This is a genomic window from Kribbella sp. CCNWLW201 (assembly GCF_037203805.1).
Classification (GTDB): domain Bacteria; phylum Actinomycetota; class Actinomycetes; order Propionibacteriales; family Kribbellaceae; genus Kribbella.
Genome location: NZ_JBBCBQ010000009.1, coordinates 267,759 through 286,888, shown reverse-complemented (window position 1 = coordinate 286,888; position 19,130 = coordinate 267,759). Strand labels below are relative to the sequence as shown.

Here is a 19,130-nt window from a genome sequence, read left to right as displayed (position 1 = left end):
TTGATAGTTCCGAAGCGCCGAACACGGCGAATGGCCGAGCGGATCAGCTCGCGCTATCCGCGGGCATGCGCGGACGGGTTGTCCTTGCGAAAACCATTGGTGCCCGGCTCGCTCCCGCTGATGGACTGACGTCTCACCGTGAGTCTGCCCCGTGTCGGAGGTAGTAGTTGTGACGAGCTATAACGCGCTTGCCGAGGTGTACGAGTGGCTCATCTCGGATGCAAAGCTGGCCCCGGCCGAGTTCGCTGCGTCGTTCGACGACGTCCTCAGTCTCCTGCCGTCGAACGCTCACGTCCTCGACTGTTCGTGCGGAACCGGACAGTTGGCGGTTGGCCTCGCCGGTCGTGGCATGCAGGTTGTCGCAACTGACGCCAGCGAAGCGATGGTTCGTCGGACTGCAGAGTTGTCGGAGGAGTTCGGGGCATCCGTCCGGGCCGTGCGGGCGAACTGGGAAGAGTTGCCCGACCATTTCGAGGACGACACGTTCGACATGGTGTTCTGCGTTGGCAACTCGCTTCACCATGCCGAGGGCGCGACAGGCAGGGGCGCTGCTCTGGAGTCGATGTCACGCCTTCTGCGCCCTGGCGGGCGCTTGGTACTCACATCCCGCACTTGGGAACTCGTGAGGGCCAGAGGTTCCCGGCTCGACATCAGTGACCGACTCGTTCGCCGGAACGGTCGCGATGCCGTCGTGGTCTACCGCTGGGAGATTGCGCCGCATTGGGAGGAGGAGCACCACATCGAGATTGCGATCGCGCAAGTTGATGCGGCTGGGTCGGTTCTTGTCCGCTCGGAACTGCTGTCGTGCTGGCCCTACCGATACGACGAACTCGCAGCCGAGTTGCGCCAGGTCGGACTCCGGACGGAAAGGAGCACGTACAACCCTGAGGCCGAGAACTACACGGTGGTGGCGAGCAAGGTATAGACAACGGGCTCACAGTCCCTGGCCGGACCGCGCGGTTGCTCGCAGGAGGCTTGCGCCCTCTCATCGGCATGTGAGTGCGCTTCCGTGTGCAGTCTGGACGGTCAGGTCAACATCGGCAGACAACCCTCTAACTGGCCTCGGACGGGTGCACGAGACTGCAACTCGTCGCACCTCGACATGCCGCTTCGCCAGTTATTCAACGGGAGTCACGCGAAAGGCGCCGCGACCACCTACGTTGCCACTCGCCGCGTCGCTGAGTCGTGGTGCTGCGTGTCGTGGTTCGGCATGCAGGTATGGGGGTTTGGTAGCACGCGGAGCGGGTCTAGGGGCTGAGGTGCGTTTCAAGTGCTCAGGTGGGTCAGCTCGTGAGGCCGAGTTGGGTCAGCATTGCTGTTGCGTCGAAGTAGGCGTGTTCCGTCGTGATCAGGTTGTCTGGGGTGAGGGTCCAGAAGATGCCCATGTCGATGGCGAAGGTCTTGCCGGTGGCGGGGATTTCGCCGTCGGAGCCGGGCATTGGGCCTGTCATGGTGCCGGTGGCGTGCAGTTCCCAGGCTATGGCTCCGTTTCCCACGACGGGATCGCCGGTCAGGGTCCAGACCATGTCGGGGAACGCCTTCCGGAACGCCGCTCCAGTCGCGACCACGGCGTCCCGGCCCTTCGTCGGCTCGGGGGTCATCGGATCCACGAGGACCACGTCGGCCGCGTAGAAGTCCCCGAGGGCGGCGGCGTCGCCTGAGTTGTAGATGTCGACGTACTTGCGCACCAGCTCTGCGTCAGTCATGGGTCGTCTCCCCGTGGTCGAACTGCACCGATGTCCTCAATCTGGTCCGCGGTCGAGGGCCCGTCCATACCAGAAACCTGGCAACTCGGCGCCGGCGTCGATACCGTTGAACGTGTCTCGGGGCTGGAGGCCAGGTGGCACGGCTATCGATGGATGAGGCGAGCGTCCGGATCCGTCAGCTCGCCCGCGCGGGTCTCCACACCCACGCGTTCTTCGAGGCGGCGGGCGACACGCTGAGTCGCGCCGTCCAGGTCGGCGGCGCGCCACCGTTCTGGAACACCATCGATCCCTCGTCCCAGCTGATCACCAGCATCCACTTCGACGGCGAGTGCTTTTTCGACCTTGCTGGTCAGCTCGACTGGGAGTACCGAGCGGCTGACGTGAACAAGACCGCCGACGTCCTCGCGAGCGATCGGGGTGTCCAGACCCTTCATCAGGTGACCGGCGGGAGCCCTGAACGCAGCCCGGTCTTCCGCGATTACCTGCGACCGCACGGCATCGAGCAAGAGGTCGCCGTGGCGCTGCGGGCGAGGACTGGCGAGGCCTGGGGATCCTTGCGGCTCAACAGGTGTCCCGGCCAGGCCACGTTCAGCGCCGTTGAGCTCGACTTCTTGTGGTCGGTGAGCCCGCACCTGGCGGAGGGGGTGCGCCGCGGTTTGCTGGTGGGCGAAGCCCTTGAGCCCGACTGGCCCGATGCGCCCGGCCTGGTCGTCATCGACGAGGGTCTCTCGGTTGAATCCGTCTCCCCAGAGGCAGAACGCTTGCTGAAGGAGTTGACCGGAGGGCATGAGCGCACACCGGCCGCGCTCTTGTCGGTCGCAGCTCGAGCCACTGGCCGGGACGGACCCGCCCTGGCCCGGGTCCGCGCCGCCACGGGTAGGTGGCTCGTCCTCCATGGAACGTCGATCACGACGACGGCGGGCCCGCGTGCGGCAGTCATCATCGAACCTGTTGCCAAGGCACGGATCGCGAGCGTGCTGATGGCGGCGTACGGGCTCACCCAGCGAGAACGTGAGATCACGAGGCTGGTGCTGATCGGCCAGTCCACCGCGCAGATCGCCGACCATCTCGTGATCGCCCCGGTCACGGTGCAGCAGCACCTCAAGAGCATCTTCGCGAAGACCGGCGTCCACAGTCGCCGGGATCTGGTGTGCACCGTATTCGTCGACCACTACGACCCACGTGTGCACGACAACGAGAGACGACGGGTTGCTGAGCGACCATCACGCGGTGGTCCCGCGCCGCTCAGCAACTGAGCGACGACAGAAGGCCGGGAGTTGGAGTGGCCGGTACGGCGACCAGCGCAAGAGACCCCGGTGAACCGTGCCTCCGTTGATCGCATCGCGACAACGCGGGTGTGGGGGCGGAGAGCCCGCTGCTAGGAGTCGGGCTGCTCACGGCTGCGGTACTTGAGGAGTCCCTCGATCCCGCGCAGGAATGTCTCACAGACGGCTTTCGGATCGGACAGGCAGCCGGCGGCCATGGCGCCGTCCCGCAGCATGACGAAGTGCCGGGCGGCGGGTTCCGGATCGGGTTTTCCGGTGTCGGAGAAGAGCTCGGTGATCGTGTCCAGAAACCACTGCCGATGCCTGAGGACCGCTTGATGGACCGGATGGGCCGGGTCGGGGTACTCGGCGGCGGCGTTGAGGAACGCGCAGCCCCGGAAGCCAGGGCTCTGGATGTCGTCGGTAATGGATCGGCAGACAGTTCGAATGATGTCGTCGGGGGATGCGTCCTCGGCCCGTGCGGCATCCGTCCGTGTGCGGATCGCGTCGTCGGCTTGGGTCAGGTAGGCGACGACGAGGTCGTCCTTGCTCGGGAAGTGCCTGTACAGCGTGGCGCGTGTCACCGGTGCGGCGGCGATGATGCGATCGATGCCGACGGAATGAAGCCCTTCGGAGTAGAACAGCCCGCTGGCCGTGCTGAGCAGCCGCGCTCGTGCTTCCGACATCCGCCATCCCTTCGAGATCCTGCCCTCAGGCTAACAGATAGAACGATCTGTCTTGACATCTTCGGCACCGATGCGACAGCCTAGGTGTACCGATCGTTCTGTCTCCCAGATCGCCAAGCCGGACGTCGCTCAAACCGCGACGGTCACGGGCATCGCCACGTAAGTGATCGAGGAGACCGTCCGTGGCAGGACGAATCACCCGTTCAATCATCGAAAGAGGGATCTGATGTCAAGCTCCATCCATGCCGGTGACACCGTCACCGTGGATGCCGAGAGCAGCACAACCAAGGCTTTGCGGAACCTGTACTACGTCCGCTTCGGATTCGCCATCGTCTGGGCGGGCCTGCTCGCCATCACAGCTTCGACGCTCACCCCGATCAGCGTCGCCCTGCTGGTGATCTATCCACTCTTCGACGTCGGCGCGGCCGTGGTCGACTTCCGTTCGTCGGCCGCTACCCGACCGCGAGTGCCGCTGTACATCAACATGGCGCTGAGCCTGCTCACCGCCATCGGGTTGGCCGTCGCCACCGCCTCCGGCATCCCGAGCGTTCTGCGGGTGTGGGGTGCCTGGGCGATCACCGCGGGCATCGTCCAATTGATCGTCGCGATCTTGCGCTACCGGCTCGGTGGCCAGTGGGCGATGATCCTCAGCGGCGGAATCTCGACCCTCGCCGGGACCAGTTTCATCCTGCAGGCCGGCGGGGCGAATGCGTCGCTCACCAACCTCGCCGGATACGCGACGCTGGGCGGCGTCTTCTTCCTGATCTCGGCGATCCGTCTGCACCTCCGCGCAGCCAAGGCGAAGTGACATGACGAACACGAGCCAAGAGGTCACCTTCGACGTAGTGATCATCGGCGCCGGCCCGGTCGGTGAGAATGTGGCCGACCGGGCGGTGCAGGGCGGCCTGAGCGCCGCGATCGTGGAGCGCGAACTCGTCGGCGGGGAATGCTCCTACTGGGCCTGCATGCCGACCAAAGCCCTTCTTCGCGACGCAGCCGCGGTGCGCGCCGCTCGCGCACTGCCGGCCGCCGGCCAGGCGGTGAGCGGCGACCTGGACCCAGTTGCAGTGCTTGGCCGGCGTGACCGATTCGCGTCGTACTGGAGCGATGCTGGCCAGGTCGAGTGGCTGAACCACGCAGGGATCACTCTGGTCCGCGGGCACGGACGCATCACCGGCACTCGCACTGTCACGATCACCGACACCGATGGCACGACCACCGTCCTGCAGGCGCGCCATGCGGTCGTGATCGCCACCGGCAGCAGCGCCCAATTGCCGCCCATCCGAGGGCTGGCGGATGTGGCACCGTGGACGAGCAGGGAAGCCGCGGGCGCCCGGACCATTCCCGATCGATTGGCGATCATCGGTGGCGGGGTCGTCGGATCTGAGATGGCCACCGCGTTCAGCGCTCTCGGGTCGCAGGTGACGCTCATCTCCCAGACCCGGCTGCTCCCTAGTGTGGAGCCGTTCGCCAGTGACCATGTGACTGCTGCTCTCCGAACGGCGGGTGTCTCGCTTCACCTGAACGTCGAGGCCACCGAAGTCCGACGGGACGACTCCGGCACCGTGCACCTCACCAACTCCGATGGCACGACCGTGGCCGCCGACGAAGTCCTCGTCGCCACCGGACGCACGCCGAACACCAAGGACCTCGGCCTGGATCACCTCGGTCTCACTCCCGGAGACTGGCTGGACGTCGACGAAGCCCTCGCTGTCGTCGACGACGACGGCAAGCCGATCGACGGCGGCTGGCTGTACGCCGCGGGGGATGTGAACAAGCGAGCCCTGCTGACCCATCACGGCAAGTACCAAGCCCGCGCCCTGGGCGATGCGATCGCCGCGCGAGCCCACGGCGAGAAGCTCGACCTGAGTACGTGGGGACGCCATGCGGTCACCGCCGACGAACGCGCCATCACGCAGGTGATCTTCACCGATCCCGAGGTCGCCACCGTCGGCCTGTCCGCGGAGGCCGCATCGGTGGCCGGCATCAGCATCCGGGTCGTCGACCACGACCTCGGGGCGGTCGCCGGCGCGGCGCTGCATGCCGACGGCTACCGCGGCCAGGCCCGAATGGTCATCGACGACGACCGGAACATCCTGATCGGCTTCACCGCGGTCGGACCCGATGTCGCCGAACTGTTGCACGCGGCCACGATCGCCATCACCGCCGAAGTCCCGCTGCACCGCCTCTGGCACGCAGTCCCCGCCTACCCGACCATCAGCGAGATCTGGCTCCGCCTCCTCGAAGCCGACAGAGACCACAGGTAGACACGCCAGGGGGCAGGCGGCTGTGACATCGGTCGGGGTGCGTGGGCTGTGTCATGCGCCGGAGTATCTGGCGGGTGAGCCCTGGGTTGGACGCAGGGGTGGTTGGAGCTGGTTGGGCGAGTTCCCGCGACAGGCCGACGGTTCGCGAGGGGTTGTGACCTTGCCGCTGACTGATGGGTGGGAGCGGCGCGGACCACGGCGACGGAGCAGTCGCGGTGGTGCCGCGGGTCAGCTCCCACCATCCGACCCCGGGTTAGCCCTCGCAGCACGCTCGGTGGAGCCACTCGGGCTCGTGCCACCAGAACTTGTCGTCGTGGGCGTGGGCATGTTCTCGGGTTAGTGGTTGCGGGGCGTTGGCGGTGCGCACTGTAGGTTCGGCTCGGGTGCCATTGGCGTACGGCATTAGTAGATCGTCGACAATGTGGAGCTTGCCGGCGAGCATCACTCGGTCGACTGCGGCGGCTGCTCGGATGTCGGTGAGTGGGTCGCCGGTGATGAAGGAGAGGTCGGCCTGGGCGCCGGGTTTGATGACGCCTAGTTTGTCCTCGAGGTTGAGCCATCGGGCCGGATTGCGGGTCGCGGTCGTGAGTGCCTCGTACGGCGTGAAGCCGCCGGCGACCATCGAGCGCAGGTTGGCGTGCAGCGAGATCGCGATGTTGTCCAGCGGCGTGTCGGTGCCGGAGATGACGAAGCCGCCGCCGCGATGGATCCGCAGGACCATGTCGACGTTGCCGCGCAGCAGTTCTCGCGTCGTCACCCCGGCCGGTCCCGCGGCCGTGTTCACTTCGGTCCGCAGAGCGTCGTACTCCCACGACGGGAACAGCGTGGTCGTCCGCCGATCGGTCAGCAGCGACGGATCGTCGACGTGCGCCATCGTCGAGTTGAACAGGGTCGGCGTGACGGACAGCCCGGCCTTGGTGAACAGCGTGACGACATCGGCGTACGCGCGCCCGAGCCGGCTGACCGTGTGCGAGTAACCGAGCCGGTTCGTCGCGCCGGTGTGCTCCATCCCGTCCATGCCGAGGTGCTCGGCCGGGTAGAGGTAGTGCGACGACAACTGCAGCCCAAGACGATGTACGGCGGCGATCGCACGACGCTGGTATTCGATCGGCAACCGCACATACGTCTTCACGAGGTCGTACGCGAGCCCTTCGACTCGGTCGAGCTCCAACCTCAGTTGCCGCAGGGAGAGCGTCGGCCGCATGAAGTTGTAGTAGACCCGCGACCCGTCGATCGCCTCACCGGTCGCGAAGTACCGCGGCCCGAGCAGCGACCCGTGGGCGAGCGCCTCCCGCGTCTCCTGCATCTGGTACACCGGGTCACCCGGCGATCGCGTGGTTGTGATCCCGTACGACAACCACAGGTTGCCCTGCCGAGCACCCCACGCCCGGCCGCGCAGATGCCAATGGTTGTGCGCATCGATCAACCCGGGCATCACGGTCAGATCCGACGCGTCGATGTCCGCCTTGTGCTGTTGATGTGGCCGTACGGCGGCGATCCGCGACCCATCCAGTACGACGTCCACGTCCCGGCGCAGCGTGGTCGCGCGGCCGTCCCACAACGCGCCGGCGTGGATCGTGACGTGCTGGTTCACCGTGGCGCGGCGCCAGTGCAGGTCGAGTTTGATCGTCTGGGGGCGGGAACCAGTGACTGTCGTGCGACGGAGTCGGCCGTTGTTCAGGTAGAGCAGGGTCTTGTTGTCCTGCCAGACCGGTGAGTCGGTCACCTCATCGGTGACTGCTCGCGGCTCTGCAGTGAATCGGCCGCGTTCGTCGACCGGAGCGACGTACAGGAGACTCTCGACGACGAACGCGAGCCACTTGCCGTCGGGGGAGAAGACCGGCCCGTCGTCACCGCGGGTGGCAAGCGATCGGAACGGCATCGGCTCGACGTACTCCAGTGCTGCGGTGGCGACGTCGACGTACAGCAACTGGCTGGTGCCCTCGCGGAACCGCTTGGAGAACGGCTTCACCGCGGCGAGCACGAGCGTCTTCCCATCCCGTGACCAGCTCACCCGGCCGGGCTGGAACAGGGTCGGGGTCAGTTGGCGGAGCTGGCCCGAGGCGAGGTCGAGCACCCAGGCGATTCCGTCCTGGTCTTGGTACGCGACCCGCTTCCCGTCGGGGGAGAAGCGCGGCGCGGTCTGTGCCCCGGGCAACGACGAGAGCTTGCTGTCGGCACCGGTCGTCAGGTCGTACAGCCAGAGATCCGCGGTCCCGTCCCGGTCGCTTGCGTAGAGCAACTTCGTGCCGTCCGGCGAGAAGTCCGGATCGGAGTTGAAGTAGCCGTCGGCAACCAGCTTCCGTGGTTGCCCTCGGCCACTCGTTGCCGCCAGCCACAAAGCGTTCAGGGCCCGGAACGCGACCCACTGTCCGTCCGGGGACACGGCCGGGCTCGCGATCCCGAGCACCGGCCGCCGCGCCGTCGACTCGAGGTCCGGCGCCTTCGGCCGCGGCCGCTTCGCCGTCACCGGCACGGTCGCGGTGAACGGTACGACGGTATGCGCACCGCCGACCTGATGACGGATCACGTGCCCGTCGGCGGTGTAATAGAGGTCGGATCCCCAGGATGGCGGCACGGCGAAAACGTCCTTGCCATTGGTGACTTTCTGATTGTCGACAACCAGATCGCAGACCGGACCGGCGAGCCGAACGTAGGCGAGCCGACCGGTGGGGGAGTAGGCCGGGCCGTAGACGGAGCTGCCGGTCTGGGCCGGGACGAGAGTGGTGCGTTCGCCGGTCGTGAGGTTGACCTCGGCGATGGACGAGGCGTCGACGGTGAAGGCGATCCTGATCCCGTCGGCGGAGACGGTTGGCTCGGCCTCTTCGGCTGTGTCGTCGGTGAGGGCGACGATCGTTCCCGTGCTGAGTTCGAGGCGGTGGATGCCGTAGCTGCCGTTGCTACCACGGTCCGAAGAGAACACGACGTACCGGCCGTCGGGGGTGAAGTGCGGCTCGCGATGGTCTTGGCGGCCGGTGGTGAGCTGGCGGAGGTCGGTGCCGTCCGCGTTGATCGACCAGAGGTGAAAGTTGCCGTCACGGTACGACTGGAACACCAGCTGCCGGCCGCCCGGCGACCACCGCGGCCGAGTCGCGTCCTGCAGGTCGTCAGTCAACCGCCGGGACACGCCACCGGCGGCGGGCGTCACCCAGATTGCGGTCACCAGGTCGAAGGCCAGCCACTTGCCGTCCGGCGAGACAGCCACCATGAAGTTGGTGCCTTCGGTCAGTACAGCTTGATTGGGTGCCAGCCCTGTTGCCTCGGCTGTGGCGGTCGCGGTGGTCTGCAGTGCGCCGGCTGCGGCGACGCCGCCGCTGAGCTGGAGTGCGCGACGTCGCGAGATGCTCCACGAACCGGGCGTTTCGGAGGCGGTGTGGTCCACGGTCGGTCCAATCCCTCGGGGGCGGTGGGGACGGGATCGAATCTGCCAGCACCGTCCGTGCTCCACGATCCTGACCGGCGCGTCGAGCGCCGAGCGGCCCCTCAACTGCGACGAACGGTTCACCCAGGCGCATGCGGCCCCAGCCCGCAGGCCGGCTGGTCGGTGTCAGCCCGGCGCCCGCGCAGGAGCCGCCGTACGTCTATCGTCTGCGCCATGCAATCCGTGTCTCCCCGGCTTCGGGCCTTGGCCGCCGCCGTCGTCTGCATCGTGATCGCCCTCGGCGCGGCCCTGGCGGTGGACAGTCGGCTCGACCGGCACTGGATTCTGCGCGGCCTCACGCTGTTCCTTGCGCTGTGCTGTGCCGCGTTGCTTGCGACGGACCAGACTCGGCGGATCCGTCAGATCGTCACGGGGATCGGCCTGCTGATGTTCGGGCTCGTCTTCCCGGTCACGTCGACCACCTGGTCCAAGCCGCCGGAGATCGCCTTCGCTCTCGCGGTCGCGACCGACGCCCAGGACGCCGCCGAGAAGAACGCCCGCAGCGTCGTCACGGTCGAGGACGTGAAGGCGGCGGCCGTGGCGCGCGGTGGTGCGGTCGGCTCGCTGAAGACCGAGCGGAGCCCGCAGGTCCGTGGTGCCGACGCCTTCCCGCTGATCGTCCGCGCCAAGCCCGACCAGGGCCGCCCCTGGGCCTGCATCACCTTCACCAACGGCTTCGAGGCCAAGATCCGCCCCTGCTAACGACGCCGAGCTGCCATCCGTCGACACCACCTTGAGAAGCCACCAACCATTTCGAGGGCCCGAAAGTGATCGGTGGCTTCTCAAGGTCGGCGAGGGGCGGTTAGGTGCGGTACAGGGTGGCGAGTTCCTCGGCTCGGTCTAAGGGGTTCCAGGTGATGGGCTGGCCGGCGAGTTGGGCCTCGACGACTTCCAGGCCGGCCTCCCAGCCGGCGGCCGCCGGTCCCGCGGCGTCAGGATCGGTGAGCACGTTGGTGAACACGAGCCGGCTGCCTTCCGCCGTACCGGTGATCTCCCAGGTCAGGATCTCGCCGGCCCACTCGTACTCGAGCACTGACGGCGGCTCGTTCCGCAGGATCCGGCCGTTCGGGGTGCCGGCCGGGTCGTCGGTCATCCCGAACCGCTGCCGCTGCTGCTCGGTCACCCCGAAGAACAGCTCGCTCCCGGCCGGCCGGTCCAGCGAAACCACCGCCGGGAACCACTCCGCCAGCTGGGCCGGATCCGTGATTGCCCGCCACACCTTCTCCGGCGGATGCGGCACCAGCCGCACGAACCGGATCGCCACCCGCCCGTCCTCGGTCCCGAACACGCGTCCTCGCCGTCCGTCCATACCGGCAATATAACCCAGGTGGCATATAACCTGTCCAGCGCAGTCCACTTGCTGGGCAATCGATTTCTCAAGGACCCACGAGCGGCCTAAGGTCGCGGGTATGACTCTTGGGAAGCTGTCCGGAATCAGCGCGATCCACGATGTCGAGACGCGCTCCATCAGTGCCGAGAACCCGACCGGTGAGCCCGGCCAGGGTGGGCGGTTGACCGAGGGGACCGGGGCGAACGCGGCCCGGGACCTCGGTCAGGGCTGGAAGGTGTCGCCGTCGATCGAGATCGGACCGGGGGAGACCGCGACCCTCGCCGACATCGCCGGACCTGGCTGCATCACCCACATCTGGCTCACCACCCACGTCGACAACTGGCGGCGGCTGGTGCTGCGCGCCCACTGGGACGGCGACGACGCGCCCGCGATCGAGACGCCGGTGGGTGACTTCTTCTGCTCGGGCTGGGGCAAGTTCGCCCAGGTCAACGCGCTGCCGATCACAGTCAACCCGAACGGCGGTTTCAACAGCTACTGGGAGATGCCGTTCCAGTCGCAGGCCACGCTGACTCTGGAGAACACCCACGACGAGCCGGTGATCGTGTACTTCCAGGTCGACTACTGGCTGGGCGCCGTACCGGAGGAATCGGCGTACCTGCACACGCAGTGGCGGCGGAGCAACCCGCTGCCGGCCAAGACCGTGCACACCCTGCTGGACGGTGTGGAGGGTCCGGGCCACTACGTCGGCACGTATCTCGCCTGGGGCGTCAACAGCAGCGGCTGGTGGGGTGAGGGCGAGGTGAAGTTCTACCTGGACAAGGACGAGGAGTTCCCGACGATCTGCGGCACCGGCACCGAGGACTACTTCGGCGGCGCCTGGAACTTCGATGTCCCGGGAGGTGGCTACACCGAGTTCAGTACGCCCTACCTCGGAATGCCGCAGGTGATCCGGCCGGACGGGCTGTACGCGAGCCAGCAGCGGTTCGGCATGTACCGCTTCCACCTGCCCGACCCGATCCGGTTCCGGGAGAAGCTGCGGGTCGACGTCCAGGCGCTCGGCTGGCGGTCCGGCGGCCGCTACCTGCCGCTCCAGGACGACATCTCGTCGACGGCGTTCTTCTACTCGTCCAAGACCAGTACGACGCGACCGGCGGCGCCGACCCACGACGCGATGGAGATCTGCTAGGGGATCGGCAGCGGCTTCTCAAGTGCAGCGCCGGCGAGGACGACGAGGGCTGAGGTCCAGCCCAGTGGGGCCTCGCCGGCGGGCTCCAGGTCGCGGTTGACCTTCTCCGGCAGGGCTCCGCTGCTGGTGCGGTACTGGTCCAACCAGGTCAGCAGTTCACCCGCGGTCGCGCGATCGCCGCGGGCGGCCGCGCTCAACGCGAACATCGCGGTCTGCGGCGTCCACGACACGCCGTCGGTCCGCCAGTCCTCGCCCGGGGTGACACCGCCATTCGGCTGCGTGAGTACGGCGCGAGCACGGTCGATCGCCGTGGTGACGACGTCCCGGGCCGGGGCGAACGGCGGGCCGAGGACGGTGACGATCGCATCGGCACCACCGCCCACCCCGATCGGTTCGAGCCCTGGTTCCAGGAAGCTGACCGCTCGCGCAGGAGTCCGCGGATAGTCCGGCCCGAAGTTCCGGTCCGTTGCCTTGGTCAACCTTTCCAAAGCGTCGTTCCAGCGCGCGGCCTCGTCGCCATGATCCAGGTCGGTCGCGATGCTGACCGCGGAGCGGAGCCCGGTGAGCAGCGGAGCGACGGTGCCGAGAGTGACCGAGGACTCCGGGCGTTCCCAGTAGTCCGGCGACGGCCCGGGCAGGCCATCCGGTCCGAGCTCGGTCACGATCTGGTCGGCGGATTCACGGACCAGCTCCCAGTACCTGCTGCCGGTTCGGCAGAACCACGTTGCCCAGAGCACCCATCCGGATCCGTCCAGCTGTGGTTCGCGGCCGTCCCGGATCGCCTCGCCGCTCTCGGCGTACCGGGCCTCCCAGCGTCCGGCTGACGGCCTGATGCCGTTGAGGAAATCGAGTACTCGGCCGGCGTCGGCGGTCCGGCCGATCGAGCAGTACGCCGCCGCGACGAAGGACGCGTCCCGCGGCCAGACGAATCGCCACGGTCCGTCCCAGCCCGCGAGGGTCGCGCCGTTGCCGAGGGTGAGGGTGTCGAGGTCGGCGATCGCTCGCCCGATCAGCTCGCCGTACGGACCCGGGAAGGTTGCTGCGGGCACCTTTTGGCCTTCGGCGACCAGCCGGGGTTGCGGGTTGCGGACCAGGTTGTTCGCCGTACCGGCGGCCAGGAACGCCAGCAGGACGGCGATGACGACGGCCGGATACCACCGGACCCGCCGCGCACTGTCGTCCCGCATGGTTCCCCCTACTGGGCCAGGTGTTGCACTTCCGCCTCGAACTTGCGCCGCGGTGCGAGCTCCACCAAGAACATGGCGGACAGCACCAAGGCGCCACCCACCAGCATCCGCCACGTCACGCTCTCCGACCCGAACAGGACGGCGAACGACGACGCGAACACTGGCTCCATCGTCATCGCGATCGCCGCCCGGGTCGGGGTGAGATGCGCCTGCGCCCAGGTCTGGACGATCAGCGCCAGCGCGCCGGCGACGAGCGCCATGTAGAAGACGCTGACCCAGTCGCCGCCGGAGCTCGGTACGGCGAAGCCGCCGGGGAGCGCGCCGATCGCGCAGACGCAGGTGATCACCACCATCTGCAGCGCCGACAGCCCGAAGGCGTTCTGCGGGGTCGACCAGGCGCCGAGACCGATGATGTGCAGCGCGTACAGGCCGGCCGAGGCGAGCGTGAGCAGCTCGCCGGTGCCCATGCTCATGCCCCGCAGCGACAGTACGCCGAGGCCGACAGTGGCGAGGATCACGGCGACCCAGGCCCAGCGGCCGATCTTGTGCCGCAGGATGACCGCGGCCAGCAGCGGGGTGAAGACGACGTACATGCCGGTGACGAAACCGGAGACGCTCGCCGAGGTGTGCCGCAGCCCCTCGGTCTGGACCAGCTGGGCGATGCCGTAGGTGATGCCGAGGGCAACGGCCCGGCCGCGGTCGAGGCGGCTCAGCCTGGCGATCGCCGGCGGGTGGACCAGGATGAGCGCGATCGAGGCGATCAGGAAGCGCAACGCCAAGTAGTCGGCGACGTCCATCCTGGTGAGCAGATCCTTGGTCAGGAAGAACGTGGATCCCCATGCTGCCGCGACCGCGAGCAGGGCCAGTACGGCGAGACGCGGGTGATTCACGCCGCACAGCTAATCAGACGGCTTCGCCTGGAGCCAAAACGCGTCAGAGCACCGTGATGATCACTTGGCTGCCGGGCTTGACCTTCTTCTTGGCGCCCGGGTTCTGCGCCGCGACGATGTTCAGTCCCAGGTTGAACGGCGCCTTCTCCACCTTCACGGTGAAGCCGGCCTCGGTGAGGATGCGCTGCGCCTCCGCGGTGGACTTTCGTTTGACGTCCGGGACCTCCACCAGCGGCGGGCCCTTGGAGACCACCAGCTGGACCTTGTCCTTGGCGAACAGCGTGCCGCTGTTGGGGTTCTGGCTGATCACCTTGCCCTCGGCGACCTTCTCGTCGTACTGGTCGATGCGGCCGACCACGAAGCCGAGTTTGCGCAGGGCCCTGTTCGCGTCCCGGTACGACTTCCCGGTCATGTCCGGGACCGCGATCGGCTTCTTGCCCTTGCTGACCGCGAAGTTGACCGCCGTGCCCGGCTTCACCACCGAGTCGAACTTCGGGCTGAAGGCGATCACCCGCCCGGCCGGCACCGTCTCGTTGTACTGCTCGTTGATCTGACCGGTGATGAGCTTGATCGGGTCCAGGGCTCGCTTCGCCGCCTCCAGTTCCAGTCCGGCGAGCTGCGGCACCCGGTACCGCTCGGGGCCCTTGGAGACGGTCAGGCCGATCTCACCGTTCTTCCGGATCCGTTCGCCGGCGGCGGGGTCGGTGGCCATCACCTCACCTACCGGCACGTCCTCGGAGAAGTCCTGGTTCGCCAGAGTGGTCGTCAGCCCCACCTTCTCGGCCTCGGCCGATGCCGTCGCCGGAAGCATGTTCACCAGGCTCGGCGTGGTGGTGTAGCGGTGGATGCCGTAGTACCAGGCCGCCGTACCGATGCCGATCGCGGCCGCCAGGATCAGGATCAGCGCGATCAGCCCACGGCCCTTGCGCTGCGGAGGCGCTTGGACCCGCGGTGCACCAGTGGGGCGGCCGTGCTCCACCGGTACGACGATCGTGTCGTGGCGCAGGACCTGCGGTTCGTCCTCGGGCGCACCGCGCGTGTAGCCGTCGTCGTACCCGCTGTCCTGGCGGATCTGCTGGATCGGGATGGTCAGGTCGCCCGTCAGCTCCGGATCGTCCGGCAGCCCTTCCTCGAGCGCACTGCGGACCCGCCGTACCTGACGGCTCAGCACCCGCGCGTCGGCCGGTCGCAAGTCCCGCTCCCGAGCAGTCGCGCGCTGCACCAGTGCATCCACGTACGGCGGGATGCTCGGCTGCTCCAACGACGGTGCGGGTACGTCGGCGTGCACGTGCGCGTAGGCGACCTGGATCGGGGTGTCACCGGAGTGGGGCTTGTTGCCGGTGAGCATCTCGTACAGCAGGATGCCCGACGAGTACACGTCCGACCGGGCGTCCGCACTGCCGTCGGTGACGAGCTCCGGGGCCAGATAGGACACCGTGCCCATCAGGAGGCCCTGTGTCGCGGTGTTGCCGGTCGCGCTGACCGCACGGGCCAGACCGAAGTCTGCGACCTTCACCACACCGTTGTCGGCGATAAGCACGTTCTCCGGCTTGATGTCACGGTGAACGATGCCGGCGTCGTGCGCCGCGGAGAGCGCGGACAGGATCGGTGCCAGCAGGTCGAGCGCTCGAGCGGGGGAGAGTGGCGCCGACTCCCGGATCACGTCCCGCAGGGTCCGGCCGGGCACGTACTCCATCGCCAGGAACAGCGTGCCGTCGTCGTCGCCCTGGTCGAAGACGGCGACCACGTTCGGGTGCGAGAGCCGTGCGGCGGCCCGGGCCTCGGCCACGAACCGGCGGGCGAACTGGGCGTCGTCACCGAGCCCGTCGTGCATCACCTTGAGCGCGACCACCCGGTCCAGCCGCATGTCGAGGGCCTTGTAGACGGTCGCCATGCCGCCCTTGGCGACGCGCGCACCCACGCGGTACCGTCCGTCGAGCACTCGCCCGACGAGGCGGTCGCTGACCTGCGTGTCCACGTCGTCCGTCACTTGCGGTGAGCCGCCTCTCGAAGCCGTTCTGCTCAGAGAGTGTAGATAACGGCTCAGCGTGACCGCGCCAGGCTCACCGCAGTGGGTGCTACCTCACCGTAGTGGGTCCCAGCCCCGTTCCAGCTGTGCCTTGATCCGGAGCACGTTCTTCACGTACAGCTTCGTGTCCGGGTACATGCCGTTCCGCTTCACTCCGCCGAGACCCTGGTAGTACCCAGCTACGGCGGTATTCAGCTCTGCCGCGCCGGTGAGCCGGTCCAGCAGCACCACTCCGGCGGTGACGTTGTCCTGCGGCCGGAGCAGGTCCAGGTCCCGCCCGACGATGGACGAGGCGAACCGGCCGGTCGACGGGATCACCTGCATCGCACCGACGGCGTTGGCGGGGGAGACGACTCGCTGCTTCCAGCCCGACTCCTGCCAGCTCACCGCGAGGGCCAGCTCCGGGTCGACGCCGTACCGCTTGGACGTGGTGACGATGAGGGCGCGCATCTGGGCGCGGGTCGGCAGCTTGCGGTTCTTCAGGATCGCGCGGTTGCGGTCGGCCTTGGCGACGATGTGGTCGGCGTAGGTGCGGCCGGCGAAGGTGTTGTTCTTCCTCTTGACCGGTGGCTTGGCCTTCGGGCGGATCTTGACCGGGATCTGCAGCGGCTTGCCGGCGTAGATGCGACTGCCGGCCCGCAGGCCGTTGGCGGCCAGCAGGTTCGCCTGGGAGCACTTGTAGCGCTTGGCGATCTTGGAGACGGTGTCACCCGGCTTGACGATGTAGGTGACCCGGCCGAGCCGTGAGCGCTTGGTGGTCTGTTTCGCGGCGGCGGTCCCGCCCTTGCCGGGGACCTTGAGCACCTCACCGGCGTAGATCGCGTTGCCGTTGCCCGGCAGCTTGTTCAGCGCGACCAGGCTCTTCACCGAGGTGCCGTACCGGCTGGCGATATGACTGAGCGTGTCACCGTCCTTCACCTTGTACGAGCCCAAGCCCGGTGAGCCGGCGGTGATCACTCCAGCGGTCAGCAACGGCACAGCTATGCCGGTCAGAACACGTACGACGTTACGCATAGTTCCATCTCCCCGTGTGAACGTCACTTGACCGTAAGTGCTGGTACGGATGTGACAACAGGGGCGAATGGGGTGTTTGTTACGGCTGTAATCCAATGTTGACAATTCAAGGCTGAACTACATGTGTGTAGTTCACAAGCATGATTGCTCGAAGCAACCGCTGGACTACAGCGCGGCGCGACCGTCCAACGGGGACGAGGGATTCGCCGAGTGGTAGCGCTTCGGGATCCGGCCGGCCCGTCGAGCGTTGCGTCCGGCAACAACCGCGTCGCGCATCGCGGCGGCCATCAGGGCAGGGTGCTCGGCCCGGGTGACCGCGGTCGCCAGCAGCACCGCGTCGCACCCCAGCTCCATGGCCAGCGCGGCGTCACTCGCCGTACCGATGCCTGCGTCCAGTACGACGGGTACGTCGAGCTCGTCGACGATCATGCCGATGTTGTGCGGGTTGCGGATGCCCAGGCCCGAGCCGATGGGGGAGCCCAGTGGCATGACCGCCGCACATCCGGCCTGAGCGAGGCGGCGGGCCAGGATCGGGTCGTCGTTCGTGTACGCGAGCACCTGGAACCCGTCCCGCACCAACTGCTCGGCAGCGTCCAGCAGTTCGACCGGATCGGGCAGCAGCGTGTGGTCGTCGGCGACGACCTCGAGCTTGATCAGGTCGGTCTGCAACGCCTCCCTGGCCAGGCGTGCGGTGAGCACTGCCTCGCCGGCCGTGAAGCAGCCGGCGGTGTTGGGGAGTACGGCGATGTCGTGCTTGCGCAGTACGTCGAGCACGGACCCCTGCTGGCTCGGGTCGAGCCGCCTCAGCGCGACTGTGGTCAGCTGCGTCCCGGACGCGACCAGTGCCTCTTCCAGCACCTCAAGACTCGGCGCACCGCCTGTCCCCATCACCAGTCGGGATGTCAGCTCCCGCCCAGCGATGAAAAGCGTGTCGTCACTCATTTCTCAACCCCTCGAACCTGCTGGCCAGGAACGGCTTTCCGAGCTCTGGTACGACGCCGGTGCGCACGGTATCCGCGATGATCTGCGCGGTGATAGGAGTGAGCAGTACGCCGTTTCGGTAGTGCCCGGTCGCCCAGAGCAGACCGTCGAGACCAGACGGCCCCAGAACCGGTGCGTTGTCTGGTGTGGCCGGCCGCAAGCCGGCAATCGCCTCCACCAGCTCCAGCTCGTCCGTGATCGGCAGTACGGTCCGTGCGTCCCGCAGCAACGAGAACACGCCACCTGCGAGCACTCGGGTGTCATAGCCGAGCTCACTGCTGGTCGCACCGACAACGAGCTCGCCGCCTGGTCGCGGTACGAGGTAGACGGAGAAGCCTCGCGCAGTCGCTCGTACCGTGTGATTCAGCGCGGGCCGATAGGCCTCAGGCACCCGCAGTCGCAGTACCTCACCCTTCACCGGACGCACAGGCGGCCGAAGCTCCTGGGGTACCCCGTCCAGCTGTCCAGACCAAGGTCCTGCCGCCGCAATCACGTGCCCGGCGCGCACGGTGTCCCCGTTATCCAGTTGTACGCCGACAGCCGTCGTACCTGCTGTGATGACGTGAGACACGCGCTGCCGGAGCAGAGTGACGCCGGAGACCTCTACTGCACGGAGGAGCGCGGCCACTGCCTGCCTGTTGTCGACTGAGTGGTCGCCAGGGACCCAAACGCCACCGGAGACGCCGGCGGCCAGCAAGGGTTCGCGTTTGCGCGCGTCGCGACCGGACAGCTCCTCGACATCGAGGCCGAGCCGCCGTTGGTAGTCAGCCAGTCTCCGCAGTGCTGCTGCGTCGTCGACGTCGTACGCGACCGACAACGTCCCTGTTTGGTGCAGACCGGCCGACATTCCTGTGACGTCTTCGAGCTCTGCGGCGAACGACGGCCACGCGGCCACACTGGCCAGGTTGAGCGCGAGCAGGTCGTCCTCGCCGTACTCGACCTCGGTGACCGGGGCCAGCATGCCGGCGGCGACGGCGGAGGTCTGGGTGCCGGGTGTCGGGTCACATACCGTCACCTGGATACCGTCTGCAGCCAGCCGCCACGCAGTGGCGAGACCGATGAGCCCGGCCCCGACCACCACCACATCGGATGTGAGCCCGGTCATGGGGCCTCCCGGTCTGGACTGAGGAGCGGAGGGAGCGAAGCGACTGGAGTGACGAGGGAAGACCGGGAGTCACAGCCCCATGACCCGCCGCGCGGCAGCGCG

At 67.6% G+C, this 19,130-nt stretch carries 16 protein-coding genes; 6 read left to right on the top strand and 10 right to left on the bottom strand.

What is annotated here, in order from left to right; all coding sequences use genetic code 11:
* Positions 1–151: 151 nt before the first annotated feature.
* The gene (locus V9K99_RS31980) at positions 152–925 is read left to right on the top strand and encodes a class I SAM-dependent methyltransferase (RefSeq protein ID WP_337005852.1); all 774 of its coding nucleotides are present in this window, start codon (positions 152–154) and stop codon (positions 923–925) included.
* 358 nt (positions 926–1,283) lie between these two features.
* On the opposite strand, the gene V9K99_RS31975 is transcribed toward V9K99_RS31980, so the two are convergent.
* Positions 1,284–1,706, bottom strand: a complete 423-nt coding sequence (locus V9K99_RS31975) for an ester cyclase (RefSeq protein WP_337005854.1) — start codon at positions 1,704–1,706, stop codon at positions 1,284–1,286.
* A 149-nt stretch (positions 1,707–1,855) separates the two neighbouring features.
* Between V9K99_RS31975 and V9K99_RS31970 the strand changes: the two genes are divergently transcribed.
* On the top strand, positions 1,856–2,962 hold the full coding sequence (locus V9K99_RS31970) for a helix-turn-helix transcriptional regulator (RefSeq protein ID WP_337005856.1): 1,107 nt from the start codon (positions 1,856–1,858) through the stop codon (positions 2,960–2,962).
* Between the two features lie 122 nt (positions 2,963–3,084).
* On the opposite strand, the gene V9K99_RS31965 is transcribed toward V9K99_RS31970, so the two are convergent.
* Positions 3,085–3,657, bottom strand: coding sequence for a TetR/AcrR family transcriptional regulator (locus V9K99_RS31965; protein ID WP_337005858.1), 573 nt, complete (start codon positions 3,655–3,657; stop codon positions 3,085–3,087).
* Positions 3,658–3,883: 226 nt separating this feature from the next.
* Between V9K99_RS31965 and V9K99_RS31960 the strand changes: the two genes are divergently transcribed.
* On the top strand, positions 3,884–4,465 hold the full coding sequence (locus V9K99_RS31960; protein WP_337005860.1) for a hypothetical protein: 582 nt from the start codon (positions 3,884–3,886) through the stop codon (positions 4,463–4,465).
* Between the two features lies 1 nt (position 4,466).
* Complete coding sequence (locus V9K99_RS31955; protein WP_337005862.1) at positions 4,467–5,924, top strand: dihydrolipoyl dehydrogenase family protein; 1,458 nt, start codon at positions 4,467–4,469, stop codon at positions 5,922–5,924.
* A 253-nt stretch (positions 5,925–6,177) separates the two neighbouring features.
* On the opposite strand, the gene V9K99_RS31950 is transcribed toward V9K99_RS31955, so the two are convergent.
* Positions 6,178–9,306: an amidohydrolase family protein gene (locus V9K99_RS31950; protein WP_337005864.1), complete on the bottom strand. Its 3,129-nt coding sequence runs from the start codon at positions 9,304–9,306 to the stop codon at positions 6,178–6,180.
* Between the two features lie 213 nt (positions 9,307–9,519).
* On the opposite strand from V9K99_RS31950, the gene V9K99_RS31945 reads away from it, so the two are divergent.
* On the top strand, positions 9,520–10,047 hold the full coding sequence (locus V9K99_RS31945) for a hypothetical protein (RefSeq protein ID WP_337005866.1): 528 nt from the start codon (positions 9,520–9,522) through the stop codon (positions 10,045–10,047).
* 100 nt (positions 10,048–10,147) lie between these two features.
* On the opposite strand, the gene V9K99_RS31940 is transcribed toward V9K99_RS31945, so the two are convergent.
* Positions 10,148–10,654: an SRPBCC domain-containing protein gene (locus tag V9K99_RS31940; protein WP_337005868.1), complete on the bottom strand. Its 507-nt coding sequence runs from the start codon at positions 10,652–10,654 to the stop codon at positions 10,148–10,150.
* Between the two features lie 100 nt (positions 10,655–10,754).
* Here V9K99_RS31940 and V9K99_RS31935 point away from each other — a divergent pair, with 100 nt between their 5' ends.
* Positions 10,755–11,822: a glycoside hydrolase family 172 protein gene (locus V9K99_RS31935; RefSeq protein WP_337005870.1), complete on the top strand. Its 1,068-nt coding sequence runs from the start codon at positions 10,755–10,757 to the stop codon at positions 11,820–11,822.
* On the opposite strand, the gene V9K99_RS31930 is transcribed toward V9K99_RS31935, so the two are convergent.
* The 6 genes from V9K99_RS31930 to thiO form a co-directional block, all read right to left on the bottom strand.
* Entirely contained in the window at positions 11,819–13,009 is a 1,191-nt protein-coding gene (locus V9K99_RS31930) for a glucoamylase (protein WP_337005872.1), read from the bottom strand. The genes V9K99_RS31935 and V9K99_RS31930 overlap by 4 nt on opposite strands.
* 8 nt (positions 13,010–13,017) lie before the next feature.
* Entirely contained in the window at positions 13,018–13,899 is an 882-nt protein-coding gene (locus V9K99_RS31925; protein ID WP_337005874.1) for a DMT family transporter, read from the bottom strand.
* Between the two features lie 43 nt (positions 13,900–13,942).
* The gene (gene pknB / locus V9K99_RS31920; protein WP_337005876.1) at positions 13,943–15,889 is read right to left on the bottom strand and encodes a Stk1 family PASTA domain-containing Ser/Thr kinase; all 1,947 of its coding nucleotides are present in this window, start codon (positions 15,887–15,889) and stop codon (positions 13,943–13,945) included.
* 93 nt (positions 15,890–15,982) lie between these two features.
* A complete protein-coding gene (locus V9K99_RS31915) occupies positions 15,983–16,942 on the bottom strand; it encodes a LysM peptidoglycan-binding domain-containing protein (RefSeq protein ID WP_337005878.1) in 960 nt (319 codons plus the stop codon).
* Between the two features lie 165 nt (positions 16,943–17,107).
* Entirely contained in the window at positions 17,108–17,884 is a 777-nt protein-coding gene (locus tag V9K99_RS31910; protein WP_337005879.1) for a thiazole synthase, read from the bottom strand.
* Entirely contained in the window at positions 17,877–19,028 is a 1,152-nt protein-coding gene (thiO, locus tag V9K99_RS31905; RefSeq protein WP_337005881.1) for a glycine oxidase ThiO, read from the bottom strand. Before thiO ends, V9K99_RS31910 begins: the two co-directional genes overlap by 8 nt.
* Positions 19,029–19,130: the final 102 nt, after the last annotated feature.

Coding starts and splice junctions, on each gene's coding strand:
- V9K99_RS31915 (WP_337005878.1), bottom strand. CDS start 16,942: ATGCGTAACGTCGTACGTGTTCTGACCGGCATAGCTGTGCCGTTGCTG.
- V9K99_RS31910 (WP_337005879.1), bottom strand. CDS start 17,884: ATGAGTGACGACACGCTTTTCATCGCTGGGCGGGAGCTGACATCCCGA.
- V9K99_RS31935 (WP_337005870.1), top strand. CDS start 10,755: ATGACTCTTGGGAAGCTGTCCGGAATCAGCGCGATCCACGATGTCGAG.
- V9K99_RS31955 (WP_337005862.1), top strand. CDS start 4,467: ATGACGAACACGAGCCAAGAGGTCACCTTCGACGTAGTGATCATCGGC.
- V9K99_RS31970 (WP_337005856.1), top strand. CDS start 1,856: ATGGATGAGGCGAGCGTCCGGATCCGTCAGCTCGCCCGCGCGGGTCTC.
- V9K99_RS31930 (WP_337005872.1), bottom strand. CDS start 13,009: ATGCGGGACGACAGTGCGCGGCGGGTCCGGTGGTATCCGGCCGTCGTC.
- V9K99_RS31960 (WP_337005860.1), top strand. CDS start 3,884: ATGTCAAGCTCCATCCATGCCGGTGACACCGTCACCGTGGATGCCGAG.
- thiO (WP_337005881.1), bottom strand. CDS start 19,028: ATGACCGGGCTCACATCCGATGTGGTGGTGGTCGGGGCCGGGCTCATC.
- V9K99_RS31945 (WP_337005866.1), top strand. CDS start 9,520: ATGCAATCCGTGTCTCCCCGGCTTCGGGCCTTGGCCGCCGCCGTCGTC.
- V9K99_RS31940 (WP_337005868.1), bottom strand. CDS start 10,654: ATGGACGGACGGCGAGGACGCGTGTTCGGGACCGAGGACGGGCGGGTG.
- V9K99_RS31965 (WP_337005858.1), bottom strand. CDS start 3,657: ATGTCGGAAGCACGAGCGCGGCTGCTCAGCACGGCCAGCGGGCTGTTC.
- V9K99_RS31975 (WP_337005854.1), bottom strand. CDS start 1,706: ATGACTGACGCAGAGCTGGTGCGCAAGTACGTCGACATCTACAACTCA.